General features: G+C 42.0%; 14 protein-coding genes. 6 read left to right on the top strand and 8 right to left on the bottom strand.

Annotation, left to right across the window (positions count from 1 at the left end):
• Positions 1 to 46: 46 nt before the first annotated feature.
• From ABTP35_RS03575 to ABTP35_RS03550, 6 genes are all read right to left on the bottom strand, one after another.
• The gene (locus ABTP35_RS03575) at positions 47 to 445 is read right to left on the bottom strand and encodes a response regulator (protein WP_293293841.1); all 399 of its coding nucleotides are present in this window, start codon (positions 443 to 445) and stop codon (positions 47 to 49) included.
• 5 nt (positions 446 to 450) lie between these two features.
• Complete coding sequence (locus ABTP35_RS03570; RefSeq protein WP_293293843.1) at positions 451 to 3,456, bottom strand: PAS domain-containing protein; 3,006 nt, start codon at positions 3,454 to 3,456, stop codon at positions 451 to 453.
• Between the two features lie 144 nt (positions 3,457 to 3,600).
• Positions 3,601 to 5,625 (bottom strand): M3 family metallopeptidase, encoded by a 2,025-nt coding sequence (locus ABTP35_RS03565; RefSeq protein WP_293293845.1) that lies wholly within the window; start codon positions 5,623 to 5,625, stop codon positions 3,601 to 3,603.
• A gap of 11 nt (positions 5,626 to 5,636) precedes the next feature.
• On the bottom strand, positions 5,637 to 6,023 hold the full coding sequence (locus tag ABTP35_RS03560; protein WP_293293847.1) for a hypothetical protein: 387 nt from the start codon (positions 6,021 to 6,023) through the stop codon (positions 5,637 to 5,639).
• A 15-nt stretch (positions 6,024 to 6,038) separates the two neighbouring features.
• On the bottom strand, positions 6,039 to 6,530 hold the full coding sequence (purE, locus tag ABTP35_RS03555) for a 5-(carboxyamino)imidazole ribonucleotide mutase (RefSeq protein WP_293293849.1): 492 nt from the start codon (positions 6,528 to 6,530) through the stop codon (positions 6,039 to 6,041).
• 3 nt (positions 6,531 to 6,533) lie between these two features.
• Positions 6,534 to 7,688, bottom strand: coding sequence for a 5-(carboxyamino)imidazole ribonucleotide synthase (locus ABTP35_RS03550; RefSeq protein WP_293293851.1), 1,155 nt, complete (start codon positions 7,686 to 7,688; stop codon positions 6,534 to 6,536).
• 117 nt (positions 7,689 to 7,805) lie between these two features.
• On the opposite strand from ABTP35_RS03550, the gene ABTP35_RS03545 reads away from it, so the two are divergent.
• From ABTP35_RS03545 to ABTP35_RS03520, 6 genes are all read left to right on the top strand, one after another.
• On the top strand, positions 7,806 to 8,912 hold the full coding sequence (locus ABTP35_RS03545) for an adenylate kinase (RefSeq protein WP_293299158.1): 1,107 nt from the start codon (positions 7,806 to 7,808) through the stop codon (positions 8,910 to 8,912).
• Positions 8,913 to 8,941: 29 nt separating this feature from the next.
• Positions 8,942 to 9,943 carry a GTPase ObgE gene (gene obgE / locus ABTP35_RS03540; protein ID WP_293293853.1) on the top strand — a complete coding sequence of 334 codons (1,002 nt, stop codon included), beginning with the start codon at positions 8,942 to 8,944 and terminating at the stop codon, positions 9,941 to 9,943.
• A gap of 63 nt (positions 9,944 to 10,006) precedes the next feature.
• Positions 10,007 to 10,531 carry a DUF4136 domain-containing protein gene (locus ABTP35_RS03535; RefSeq protein WP_293293855.1) on the top strand — a complete coding sequence of 175 codons (525 nt, stop codon included), beginning with the start codon at positions 10,007 to 10,009 and terminating at the stop codon, positions 10,529 to 10,531.
• A 240-nt stretch (positions 10,532 to 10,771) separates the two neighbouring features.
• On the top strand, positions 10,772 to 10,981 hold the full coding sequence (locus ABTP35_RS03530; RefSeq protein WP_224837398.1) for a hypothetical protein: 210 nt from the start codon (positions 10,772 to 10,774) through the stop codon (positions 10,979 to 10,981).
• A gap of 166 nt (positions 10,982 to 11,147) precedes the next feature.
• The gene (locus tag ABTP35_RS03525) at positions 11,148 to 12,095 is read left to right on the top strand and encodes a histidine kinase (RefSeq protein WP_293293857.1); all 948 of its coding nucleotides are present in this window, start codon (positions 11,148 to 11,150) and stop codon (positions 12,093 to 12,095) included.
• Positions 12,092 to 12,817, top strand: a complete 726-nt coding sequence (locus ABTP35_RS03520) for a LytTR family DNA-binding domain-containing protein (protein ID WP_293293859.1) — start codon at positions 12,092 to 12,094, stop codon at positions 12,815 to 12,817. The genes ABTP35_RS03525 and ABTP35_RS03520 overlap by 4 nt, the downstream gene beginning before the upstream one ends.
• 1 nt (position 12,818) lies before the next feature.
• Here the strand turns inward: ABTP35_RS03520 and ABTP35_RS03515 are convergent, their stop codons facing one another.
• A complete protein-coding gene (locus ABTP35_RS03515; RefSeq protein WP_293293861.1) occupies positions 12,819 to 13,604 on the bottom strand; it encodes an SDR family oxidoreductase in 786 nt (261 codons plus the stop codon).
• Positions 13,605 to 13,606: 2 nt separating this feature from the next.
• Complete coding sequence (locus tag ABTP35_RS03510) at positions 13,607 to 13,918, bottom strand: cupin domain-containing protein (protein WP_293293863.1); 312 nt, start codon at positions 13,916 to 13,918, stop codon at positions 13,607 to 13,609.
• Positions 13,919 to 13,921 lie beyond the last annotated feature (3 nt).

Here is a 13,921-nt window from a genome sequence, read left to right as displayed (position 1 = left end):
GTGGTTTAACAACAATTTAGTTCTATAAAAAAAGGGAAAATTGAGTTTATTTGAATTGGGTCAGGATGTTTTTTACCTGTTCCGATTTTAGCGGTTTGATCAAATAATCGGTAATGGCATCGTTTCTTTTGGCCTTGCGGATGTCTTTAGGGTCAATGGAAGAGGATACAAGATATACCTGTATGGGTTTGTTCAGCTTTGGCAGTAGATCTGTGAATTCATCCATAAACTGGAACCCATCCATTACAGGCATGTTGATGTCCAGAAAAATAATATCGGGCAGGGCATCCTTATCATTTTTATTGTTGATGATATATTCGAGTGCTTGGGCGCCGTCGGTAAAAACTTGGGTAGATTTTACCGTTGGGATGTTTCTTATGGTCACCTTCATGGTAAATTGATAGATATCATCATCGTCGACTATACATACATTGATAGGTTTCATGAGGGTCAATGATTTAGGTTAACAAAAAAAGATGTGCCGATGCCCGGTTCGCTCTCGGCCCAAATTTTTCCGCCCATGGCGTCTATTTGTGCCTTGGTCAGAAAAAGGCCTACGCCTTTGGCGTCCTTGTTACGATGGAACACCTTGCTAAATCCAAACAATTTATGTCCGTTTTTTTTAAGGTCTATACCCAGTCCGTTGTCCCGAAATTCCAGTTGGGTTCTTCCATTTTTTATTTTGGATTTTACCAATATTTTTGGTTTTCTATTCTCGTCCCTATACTTTAACGAATTGCTGATCAGATTCAGGAAAATGCTCTCCAAATAAATTTTATTGTACATGGCGCTTTCGACTTCGGAAAAATCATGTTCAATAATTGCTTCGGTCTTCAGTATTTGGGCGGCGAGCATATCCTTTGTCTTCTGGAGGATAGATTCAAAAATGGTCTCTTCGAGGGCAACGTTGGTCTTGTTTTTTATTACCAAGGACTCTACTAGTGTGTCCAAAGTCCAGGTTAAATGATTGGTAACAGATTCCATTTTTTCTATGAGCTCCTCTCGCAGGTCACTGTCCTCCTCCGTCTTGTAAATATTGATCAGGGAACTTAGGTTGCTCACCGGCGATCGCAGATTATGCGATGTTATATGGTTGAATTCGGCCAGTTGCTTATTCTGGATTTTTAGCTTGTTTGCGGATTCCTTTAAACTTTTATTGGTTTCCAAAATCCGATGGGCACTCTGTTTTTGTTCGGTAATATCCCGAATGGCCAAGGAGACCAACAGTCCCTCGGAGGTTACAAGAGGACTAAGGGTGACCTGAACGGGTATTTGAAAACCAGCTTTGTTTTGTACATAGAAATCGAGATCGGCAGGCAGTCCTGTATGTTTTGGGTCTTTAAAAAATATGTTGGCGTGGTACTCCATGGTATCCCACAAGCGATTGGGTACGAGCATGGAAACATGTTGGTCTACAAGTTCGGTTGCCTTGTACCCGAACATTTTTTCCGCTTGTTTGTTGGCCAATTGTATCAGACCTTTTGTGTCTACAATGATCATTGTGTCCGGTGCGGAATCCAATAGGCCCCGGAACTTAATTTCGGACATACGTTGTTCTGTAATGTCCTGTGTGATCCCAACCATTTTTAGAACATTTCCTGCTCTGTCCGTTACCACCTCGCCATAAAGTTCAACGGTTCTCACCGCTCCACTATCGTAAACAATACGGTGCATAAACTTTCTGAATTTTTTTTCTGCAATAAATTCCTCTGCATGGGCGCGGAACATATCCCTGTCGCCGGGGTGAATGGCTTCAACCACATTCTCAAAACCAAGGGGAGTGCCCACCTCCATGTCAAAGATCCGGTACATGTTGTCGGACCAAGTAAGATGGTCGTTCACTACATCCCATTCCCAATATCCTATTTTTGCCAGTTCTTCGGCAAAGGTCAATTGCTGGTTTTTTTGAATTACCTCTTGAGCTTTGTTGAATTGATCGGTAATATCTTGGCATGTGCCCAGCATTTCAATGGTTTGCCCATGGGCCACATTGACAATTCCAGTGGATTTAATGGTTTTTACGGAACCATCTTGTAACCGGATACGATAGTTAAGGTCTTCGTAAACCCCTGTTTCTGAGGCTTCGCCTATTTTTCGTTCCACATAAGGTCGGTCATCTTCATGTACATAGTTTAAAAACACTTCATAACTTAAGTCTGCGTCTTTTGGGTGTCCGTAGATGTCGTATAAGTTATCCGACCATTGTACTTCATTGGTAAGTGCGTTCCATTTCCAGTTGCCGATTTTGGCCATCTTTTCGGCAAGGTTGAGCTGCTGGTTCTTAAAGATGAGTTCTTGTTCCTTTATGGTATGTTCGGTAATATCTTGGCACGTGCCCAGAATTTCCTGGACCATTCCTTTGCTGTCCGTTATAGCCTGCCCAACGGTATTAATGGTTTTTAGGGTTCCATCTTTTAACTGGATACGATAAACAATGGGCTCAAAATTTCTTGTAGCTACAGCGTTTTCCATATTTGCCTTAACGGCTTCTCTGTCTTCATGGAAAATGGTGTTCAAAAATACTTCGGTATCAACTTTGATGCTTTTGTCAACTCCTGATATTTCATATAAGTTATCCGACCAATAGGCTGTGTCGGTATCCAAACACCAGCGCCAGTGTCCAATTTTTGCGATTTTTTCCGCGTTGTTGAGTTGTTGGTTCTTTTCTAGTAATTCTTGTTTCTGATGCACAAATTCCGTTATATCCTGAGAGGTGCCGATTATCTGATCTATTTCTCCCTGTTCATTAACAATGATCTCTCCTATGACTTTAAAATGGTGTATACTGCCATCTTTGTGTTTTATTCTGTGGGTGAAGGGTTCAAATATCTTGGTTTCGTTGCATTTGTCTATATGCTCCAAGATCTTTTTTCTATCCTCTTCGGGAATGTGTTTTAAATATTTTTCCAAGGTCATTGGAACACCGATTTTAAGGTCGGCTATCCTGTACATATTTTCGGACCAAGTGAATTTTTGGGATACCGGATCTATTCTCCAATGGCCTATATGGGCCATTTTTTCGGCAAAACCTAGGAGCTGGTTCTTTCGGGTCAAATCGAATTTTATTCTTTTTCGCTCCGTAATATCCTGTAGAACGCCAATGATTTTAACACAATTGCCATTCCTGAACTCTGGATATCCTATATTCCGTACATATCGCTGATTTCCTTTGGCGGTTATCATTTCCACATCCAGATCAAAAGGCTCTCCATGTTCCTTTGCCCGGTGTAATGCCTGTATGGCTTGTTCCCTACAATTTCCCTCCTTGAAAAAATATTTGATATTTTCCAGTGTTGGCACAAAATCGCTTGGCACTTCCGTAATTTCTCGGGTAACTCCGCTCCAATATATTGTATTGGATGCAACGCTAAGTTCATATATGCCGACCTTTGCGATCTTTAAGGTTTTTTCGAACAAATCCCTTGTGCTGATATCTTCAATATCCCAATGCTTCATTTTAAAGGTTGATTACATTTAGGGGGAACATAGCATTATTGTTTAGGACATTTGTTTTGCCCGTTTCATTTGTATTTGGTAAACCGTTAAGCTATAGAACAATATAACTCTAATTTATGATATCAATCAAGATTGACTTTAAAATCAATTGGTTTTCAACAAACCTGCCCGTTCGAGCAATGCATCAATGTTGGGTTCGGCTCCCCTGAACTTTTTGTAAAGGTCCATTGGGTTTTCTGTGCCTCCTTTCGAGAGGACATGTTCTTTGAACTTATCGGCCACCTTGGTATTGAAAATTCCATTTTCCTTAAAATGGGCAAAGGCGTCGGCATCCAAGACCTCGGCCCACTTATAACTATAGTAGCCGGATGAATACCCGCCTTGGAAGATGTGTGAAAATGATGTGCTCATACATGTTTCCGGTGTTTCAGGAAAGAGGTTGGTGCTTTCAAAAGCAGCTGTTTCGTATGCCTTAACGTTATTGACGTTAGATGGATCTTTTCCATGCCATGCCATATCCAAAAGGCCAAAGCTCAATTGGCGTACCGTAGCCATGCCTTCTTGGAAAGTTGCCGACTCCTTTATCTTTTCGACAAGTTCCATGGGGATCATTTCCCCACTTTCATAGTGATGGGCAAAAAGTTCCAGAGCCTCTTTTTCGTAGCACCAGTTTTCCATTACTTGACTTGGCAGTTCCACAAAATCCCAGTATACGGAAGTGCCGGATAAACTAGGGTAATTGGTGTTTGCCAACATCCCGTGCAGGGCATGTCCAAACTCATGGAAAAGCGTGGTCACTTCGTTAAAAGTGAGCAAGGAAGGTTTTGAGGCTGTTGGTTTGGTAAAATTACATACGTTTGCTATGTGTGGTCTACTATTTTTACCGTTCAAGGTATATTGTGGCTTAAAAGATGTCATCCATGCGCCGCCACGTTTACCCGGTCTTGGATGGAAGTCGGCATAGAAGAGCGATAAAAAATTATCGTTCTCGTAAACCTCGAAAGTTTTTACCTCTTCGTGGTATTTGTCCACTGTGTCAACCTCTTTAAAAGTGAGTCCAAACAGTTTTTCGGCCACTTTGAAAACGCCGTTGATCACGTTCTCCAGTTTAAAATAGGGTTTTAGTTTTTCATCGTCCAGATCAAAGAGTTTCTGCTTCAATTTTTCGGAATAATAGGCGCTGTCCCATTTTTCAAGCCGATCAATATTATCCAACTCTTTGGCATACGCTTCCAATTCAGCAAACTCGCGATCGGCGGCTGGTTTGGCTTTCTCTAAAAGTTCGTTCAGGAAGTCAAGTACTTTTTCGGGGGTCTCCGCCATGCGCTCTTCCAGAACAAAATCGGCATGGGTTTTATACCCGAGCAAATTGGCACGCTCAAAGCGCAGGTTTACGATTTTTTTTACATTTTCTTGATTGTCAAGTTCATTGTTATGAAAGCCCTTGCTGCCAAAAGCCAAAGAAAGTTTCTTGCGCAATTCCCTGTTCTTGGCGTATTTCATAAACGGGATATAGCTCGGATAGTCCAAGGTAATCAGCCAGCCTTGCCTGCCTTTGGATTCTGCTAGTTGCGCTGCTGCCTCTTTGGTGCCTTCGGGAAGGCCATCCACATCTTTTTCATCCGTTAGCAACATTTCATATTTGTTAGTCTCGGCCAGCACGTTTTCGCCAAACGTGAGCTTTAATTTAGAGAGTTCCGCATCGATTTCTCGTAGGCGTTTTTTCTCTTTTTCTTTTAAGTTGGCACCATTTCGGCTGAAATTCTTGTATTTCTTTTCAAGAAGGGTTTGCTGCTCCGTGGTAAGGTCTAAAGAATCGCGTTGTTCGTAAACAGTTTTAATTCTTTTGAACAGGTCCTCGTTTAAAGTGATGTCGTTGCTGAATTCCGATAATAGTGGGGAGACTTCCTGTGCGATTTTTTGGATTTCTTCGTTGGTTTCCGCTGAATTTAGATTGAAAAAAACACTCGAGATACGGTCCAATTGTTGTCCGGAAAAATCCAAGGCCTCCAACGTATTTCCAAATGTTGGGGGTTCAGGGTTGTTGACTATGGCATCAATCTCCTTTTTGGTGTCTTCGATAGCCTGAAGAAAAGCAGGCTTAAAATGTTCGTTCTTTATTTTGGAAAAAGGAGCTTGATCAAATGGCTCCAATAATGGATTGTTCATAGTTGTCAAATCTATTTTTTGTTTTTTAACCATATTACCGCCCAGTCGCTCAATACATAAGCCAATCCAATAATAGATGAAATGATTGCCATCGTTACTGGGGCATACAATCGGATATTGGCGCCGTAGGTTCTTTTGTTCATGGCTTCCATGGCTTCATCCGTGTATTCGTTGAGGTCTACAAAGCCATTATTGTTCAAATCATAAGTGTTGGCATAATCCGAAATAAATTGCCAACGAATTTCAATAAAAATTAGCAAAGCGGCATAAATGGTGAACACCAGCAGACTACCTTTCCAAAGTCCTTTTATATATGGGTTGTCGACTTTTTTTAAGGTCAGCCCAAAAAGAGCAATGGCACAGATGCCTAGCAAAATACCGATTTGATTATAGTTCATAATCAAAAAAGATTATTAGAAAGATTTATTGACTTCCTCAGCCCCTTTGATCACCTTTTCTTTGAGACCTTCCTTGTAGGCGATGATATTCTCCATAATCTCGTTATTGGAGCTCCCAATAATCTGGGCGGCAAGGATTCCGGCATTTTTGGCACCGTTAAGGGCTACTGTGGCCACGGGAACACCTCCTGGCATTTGTAAAATAGATAACACTGAATCCCAACCATCAATGGAGTTGCTACTTTTAACGGGAACCCCTATCACCGGAAGTGGCGATAAGGATGCTACCATTCCGGGCAAGTGCGCTGCACCTCCTGCACCCGCAATAATGGCCGAATACCCATTGATGTGGGCACTTTTGCTAAAACTGAACAATTTTTCGGGTGTTCTGTGGGCAGACACAATGTCCACATCTACATTAACTCCCAATTCTTTTAAAATATCGATGGCGTCTTGCATAACGGGAAGGTCGCTTGTGCTTCCCATGATCACGGCTACTTTGCTCATATCTTATTTGCTTATCACTTTAATGGTTTCTTTTACCTGCTGTGCCACTTCTCTGGCTATGGCCATATTCTCGTCCACGATGGTTACATGGCCCATTTTACGGAACGGACGTGTTTGTTTTTTGCCATAAATGTGTGGGGTGACCCCGTCCATTTCCAATATTTTGTCGATATTCTCGTAAACCACATTCCCGGTATGGCCCTCGGCACCGACCAAATTAACCATAATTCCGGCCACTTTACTATCGGTTTTTCCTAATGGCATGCCCAAAATGGCACGAATATGCTGTTCGAACTGATTGGTGTACGAAGCCTCAATGCTGTAATGGCCACTGTTATGAGGTCGTGGAGCAGACTCGTTTACCATAATCTTATCATCCTTGGTCTGGAACATTTCTACGGCCAACAAACCAACATGTTTCATATGTTCCGAAACTTTTAATGCCACTTCCTGTGCTTTTTTGGCTACGGCATCATCAATTCGAGCAGGACAGATAACATATTCCACCTGATTGGCTTCTGGGTGAAACTCCATTTCCACAACAGGGTATGTTTTAACTTCACCTTTGATGTTTCGCGCAACTACAACGGCCAGCTCATTTTTAAAATCGATCATTTTTTCGGCAATGCACTCAACATTGGGCAGCTCTTTAAGGTCCTCTATTTTACGGACCACCTTAACACCCTGTCCGTCGTAACCAAATTGGGCGCTTTTCCAAACAAACGGCAAGGAAAGTCCTCCATTGTGAATGCTGTCCTCAATTTCTGAAGTATAGGCAAATCGGGTGAATGGGGCAGTGGGTATATTGTGATCGGTATAGAACAACTTTTGTACGGCCTTGTTCTGGATGGTTCTTAGAGTTTTGGTCGGGGGATAAACCTGGATTCCTTCGTGCTCTAATTTTTCGAGTGCATCTATATTTACGTTCTCGATCTCTATGGTAAGTACATCTACATCTTTTCCAAATGCCAAAACAGCATCATAATCCATCAGGCTGCCCTGAATAAATTCGTTACAGGCTATTTTGCAAGGGGCTTCGGCCGAAGCATCCATCACTTTGGTCTGTATGTCCCATTTCCTGGTTTCGTAAAGCATCATTTTGCCCAGTTGTCCACCACCTAAAATTCCCAGTTTAAAGTCGGAAGAGAAAATTTGCATTGATTTGTGAATTGAATGTGAGCAAAAATACGTGAAATCCACGAGGGTATAAAAGTTGAACGGGCCTAGCAGCTTTAAAAATATTATCTTTGCCAACCTGATGATAACTTGAACACATTGATTAAGCTCCACGACAAGTATTTTAAGCCCTATATTAAGGAAGAAAAAATCCTCGCCGCCATTGAAAAAATGGCCCAAGAAATCGCTGAGGATTACAAGGACGAAACACCTCTATTTGTGGGTGTGCTCAATGGGGCCTTTATGTTTGTTTCCGATTTTTTAAAAGCCTATCAACATCCTTGTGAGGTGTCATTTGTTCGGTTGAGCTCGTACCAAGGCCTCACATCAACGGGTATTGTGGAGACCCTCCTCGATGTTCCAGAAGGGATGGGGGGTAAAAGTGTGATCATTTTGGAAGATGTTGTGGATACCGGTCGCACCTTAAAGCAGTTGGTCCATTTATTTTCCAATACCAATGTAAAGGAATTTAAGATCGGCACCCTTTTTTATAAATCCGATGTGTACAATGGCGAATATGCCATCGACTATGTAGGCCTGGAAATTCCCGATGATTTTATTGTAGGGTATGGGCTGGATTATAATGAACTGGGCCGAAACCTAAGAGAAGTTTACCAATTAAATCAAACAGATATGATTAACCTAGTGCTTTTTGGAAAGCCAGGAGCTGGAAAAGGTACCCAGGCAGGGTTCCTAAAGGAAAAATATAATCTGAAGCACATTTCCACGGGGGATGTTTTCCGATACAACATTAAAAACGGTACGGAGCTCGGTAAATTGGCCAAGTCCTATATTGATAAAGGGGATTTGGTTCCAGATGCGGTTACCATTGATATGTTGAAGGACGAAGTCGAAAAAAATCCGGAAGCGGCAGGTTTTATTTTTGATGGATTCCCCAGAACGGCGGCACAAGCAGAAGCATTGGACAATTTCTTGGAGTCCAAGGATATGAAGGTGAACGCAACCATTGCATTGGAAGCTGAGGACGATATTTTGGTACAACGCCTTTTGGAGCGGGGCAAGAGCAGTGGTCGCTCCGATGATCAGGACGAAAGCAAGATTCGCAACCGTTTTGATGAGTACAACGAAAAAACCGCTCCCTTGAAAGCCTATTATGAAAAACAAGGGAAGTTCCACTCCGTAAACGGGATAGGTGGCATTGATGAGATTACCGGGCGTTTGAGCAAAGTGATCGATTCCCTATAATTAGTTTCTTTTGAAAAGATATTGGATTTATGACCGAGGGTAATTTTGTGGATTATGTAAAAGTGCACGTCACTTCTGGTAACGGAGGCAAAGGCTCTGCACATTTACGTCGCGAAAAGTATGTGGCCAAAGGTGGTCCGGATGGCGGTGATGGCGGTAGAGGAGGTCATGTAATCATAAAAGGGAACAAAAATTTATGGACTTTGGTCCATTTTAAGTTTAAAAAGCATTTTAAGGCAGGTCACGGAGAGCACGGAAGCAAAAGCCGAAGCACAGGTGCCGATGGCGAAGATGTATACTTGGAGGTGCCTTTGGGCACAGTGGTACGAAATACTGAAACCAACGAAATACTCTTTGAGATAACCGAGGACGGTGAGGAAAAAATTGTTCTCGAAGGCGGAATGGGAGGTCGTGGCAACTGGCACTTTAAAAGTGCCACGAACCAAACTCCAAGATATGCCCAACCCGGGATAAGCGGTAAGGAAGATCACCTTACCTTGGAACTTAAAGTTTTGGCGGATGTTGGTCTGGTTGGTTTTCCCAATGCAGGTAAATCCACATTGCTTTCCGCGATGACCTCTGCAAAACCTAAAATTGCCAATTACGAGTTTACCACCCTAAAACCCAATTTAGGGATTGTTGAATATCGGGATTTTCAAAGTTTTGTAATGGCAGACATTCCCGGAATAATCGAAGGAGCTGCAGAAGGTAAGGGTCTGGGACACTATTTTTTACGTCATATTGAACGTAATGCAACGCTCTTGTTCTTGGTTCCCGCCGATAGCAAGGACATCAGTCAAGAATATAATATTCTTCTGGATGAATTAAGGAGGTACAATCCCGAATTGTTGGATAAGCAACGCCTGGTGGCCATTTCCAAATGTGATATGTTGGACGATGAGCTTATCGAGGAAATGAACGAGGATATGAAAGAAGATTTTAAGGATGTTCCATACATGTTTATTTCTTCTGTGAGCGGACTCGGTATTCAGCAACTTAAGGACAGACTTTGGAAGTTATTGAACGATTAATCGTCAATATTCACTTTTCCGATCAATTTATTGGTTAAATTTAAGTGGATCCAAGGATGTACCATGCGCAAACTTCTTTCTTTACTATCGGTCTTCATATTGTTCTCCTGTAGTGCTGTAAGGGTGAACTACGATTATGATAAAACGGTCGACTTTTTAAGTTACTCTACCTATAATTATTATCCGGATATGCAGTCTGGCCTGAGCCAATTGGACGAAAGGCGTCTTCTCAGTGCCCTAGATTCCACTTTACAGGCCCGTGGCTACCGATTGGCCGAAGAACCCGAACTATTTTTCAATATAATAAGCGATGAATACAGAGGTGCGCCGAACAATAATGTTGGTGTCGGTATCGGGGGGACCGGGAGAAATGTTGGTGGTGGTATTTCTGTTGGACTGCCATTGGGAGGCCCAACTTTACAAAGGAGTATTCAGTTTGATCTAGTAGATGCCCAGCGAGATGCACTTGTCTGGCAGGCTAGGGCAGAGAGCGGACTTCGGGATAATGCATCGCCCAGTGTACGGGAAGCTAAACTTAAAGCTGTGGTAAAAAAGGTGTTCTCCAAATTTCCACCACAGCCCAAATAGTTCTTAAAATCAACTGTTTACAGGATTATTGGCGCACATACATAGTACATTTACCGTTCACTTGCCCCAAATTACCACTTGTCATAAAATACTTCTCGTAAGAAGTGTTGTCCATTACTTTCGCTTTAGAAATAAAATCTAAAAAGCAGAACAGTCATGATAGCACTAGCTAAATTTATTATCTCAATTTTAGTAAGCATAATTTTATAATCCGTTTAATCGGGGTAAAAACTCATCAATATGAAAAAACTGAGCACACAACAAAAAATAGTATTTGCCATGGGTATCCTTGGGGTGTTGATAGGAATCTATGGAAAGTTCAATTCCTGGGAACATGCAATGTATTTTCCATTCTTCTATTCTGGCTCCGCCATGATGTGGATTGCATTTTTGCCACAGAGAAAATCCTGTTGCAGTCTTTTTAAAAGGAAAGCGGCGCAAAAATCGTAGTAGAGTCTGTGCCGAGTAAGTTTAATGTAAATTTGGGCAGTAGATGCCCTAGCGAATGGAATTAAGTTCAAAGAAAAGGAATGTTGCGTTTTGGACGCTTCAATTGTTAGGATGGGTTTTTATTAACTCTATTGGAGCATTGATTCCCCAAAAAATTAGTTTCGAGATGGTCGTGTTTTCGATTGTTGTTGGAACTTTTATAGGTGTGTTTTCAACCGCTATTTTGCGCTGGTACCTTAAAAGGAACGTTCATTTTGATTCCTTTGGAGGCAAAGAAGTCATTAAAATTATTTTGTCCACATTGGTGGCCTCTGCAATTTTTGGACTCCTTAATGTCCTTTTTGGGTATATATATGTGGAATTTGGGCCGGAGCTCACGGAGTCGGAAATCCATATGTTCGAAGGCTATGATAAAGTAATGGTCCAAGTGTTGAATTCGCTCTTTTTGGTCGGGGCATGGACGATTACCTATTTGGTGATCAAATTGCTTTTAAAGGTGAACCAAAACCGCATTGAACGGTTGGAGCTCAACACTACTTTAAAGCAGGCTCAATTAAATACGTTAAAAGGTCAGATAAATCCACATTTTATGTTCAATAGCCTCAATAATATCCGTGGGCTTATGTTGGAAGATGTGGAAAAATCCAGGGAGATGCTCACTAAACTTTCTGAAATTATCCGCTACTCCTTGACCAAAAACAATGTAAATGACATCCCGGTACACGAAGAACTGGAGGTAGTGAACAATTATATCGATCTATCCAAGATTCAGTTCGAAGATCGTTTGGAGTATGTAAAACAAATTGAGGAAGATACGTTCGATCTTAGAATCCCTCCGATGGTCATTCAATTGTTGATAGAAAATGCGGTAAAGCATGGCATTTCCAATCTAAAAAATGGAGGGCGGGTGCTCTTGTCCATTTATAAAAAGGACGGCGATTTGTTCATTATTGTTCGGAATACCGGGAAACTCAACTTTTCCAAGGGCTCCACCAAATTGGGGTTGAAGAACATAGAACAGCGCCTTAAATTGTTGTACGCCGATAAAGCTTCCTTTAAATTAGAGGAAATATCCGATGAAGTAGTGGCAGAAATTAAAATACCATTGGCATGAAGATAAAGGCGGTAATCGTAGAAGATTCCAGACTGGCTAGGAACGAGCTTAAGGAGCTTTTAAAACTCCACGATGATCTAGAGCTAGTAGGTGAAGCGGAAAATGTGGACGATGGGGTGGCGCTGATAGAATCCGAGTCGCCGGATTTGTTGTTTTTGGACATTAACATGCCAGAGAAAGATGGTTTTGATCTATTGGAAATGTTGGATGAGGTTCCTATTACTGTTTTTACCACGGCTTATGACGAGTATGCTATAAAATCCTTTGAATACAATGCCTTGGATTATTTGTTGAAACCCGTGAGCAGTAAGCGTTTTAATATGGCCTTGGAAAAGGTACGTGAAAAAATGGTGACCAAGGAGGAGATTGCTTCCAACGTTAAGGTTTTGACAGAGACCAGTCAAATTTTTATTAAAGATGGGGAAGCCTGTTGGTTGGTTAAAATAGGGGATATTACCCTGTTCGAAATTGTTGGGAACTATACCAGGGTGCATTTTGAGGATAAAAAACCATTACTATATAAATCCTTGAACCAGGTTGAGGAAAAATTGCCCCAAGATTCTTTTTTTAGAGCCAATCGCCAACAGATTGTCAACACTAACTATATTGAAAATGTAGTGCCATGGTTCAACGGGAAGTTAAAACTTACCATGAAAAATGGGGAAGAGGTGGAAGTTTCCCGCAGGCAATCTTATATTTTCAAGGATAAAATGAGTCTTTAATTTACAACGATTTTAGCAGTCCGCCATCAATTGGGATATTGGTTCCCGTAATAAAGGCCGCCTGTTCCGATGCCAAGAAGGCAACCAAATAACCATATTCCTTTGGGTCGCCAATCCGTTTTACAGGTACTTGCTCTTCCATGTTGGAGCGCACTTCATTTGGAGAAACACCCATTTTTTCTGCTTTTTTAGAGTTTAGCTGGGCAATTCGGTCAGTATCAAAATAACCTGTTAGCGTACTGTTCACGGTAATGCCATCTTTGGCTACATCGTACGCCAAACTTTTGGCCCAGGTAACCACTGCGGCCCGTATCGTGTTGGAAAGTGCCAAATAGTTCAAGGGCTCCTTTACCGATATGGATGCTATATTGATGATGCGCCCCCATTGTTGCTCTTGCATATGCTTTAGGGCAAGTTCCGTGGTGAATACCACCGATTTGAACAGCAAGTCGAACGCGTTCTGATAATCATCCACTTTCTTTTCCAATGCACCTCCGCCTTCGGGTCCTTGTGTATTGTTGACCAGGATATCCACGTTATTGGTCTCGAAGAAGGCTGATATTTTTACCTTGTAGGCCTCAAAATCTGTAAAATCCACTGAAAGGAATTGGTGCTGTTGCCCTTGGGAGCTGTCCATTTCCATAATGAGCTCCTGCATCCGCCCTGCGCTACGTGCTATAAGGGTCACACTGGCGCCACTAGCTGCAAGTTGTTTTGCTATGGCTTCGCCGATCCCTTTGCTGCTGCCTCCAACTAGGGCTTTTTTTCCCTTTAATGATATATTCATGATTATCGGTACTCTTCTCTTACAGGACTAAAAATATCCATCAATTTACATGGTGTCAAGGCTTTTCCGCTATGGGGAATGTTGGATGGGATAATGACCACATCACCGGGCTTGTACACTCCTTTTTCTCCATTCAGGGTGAATTCGAAAGTACCTTCCACTACGTGCATGATCTGTTCGTGGTCGTGCTGGTGTTCGGGTACTTCCGCATTTTGTTCCACATCCCAAAACACCCAGCTCATCCGCTCTCCGTGCACCAGTTTTCCATGGTATCCGGGCATTATTTCCCGTAGTTCTATTTCTGATAGGTTCATTGT

It is taken from the genome of Flagellimonas alginilytica (assembly GCF_042134605.1).
GTDB lineage: Bacteria > Bacteroidota > Bacteroidia > Flavobacteriales > Flavobacteriaceae > Flagellimonas > Flagellimonas alginolytica.
The sequence above is the reverse complement of the archived record's forward strand: the minus strand, read 5'-3'. Positions and strand labels throughout refer to the sequence as shown.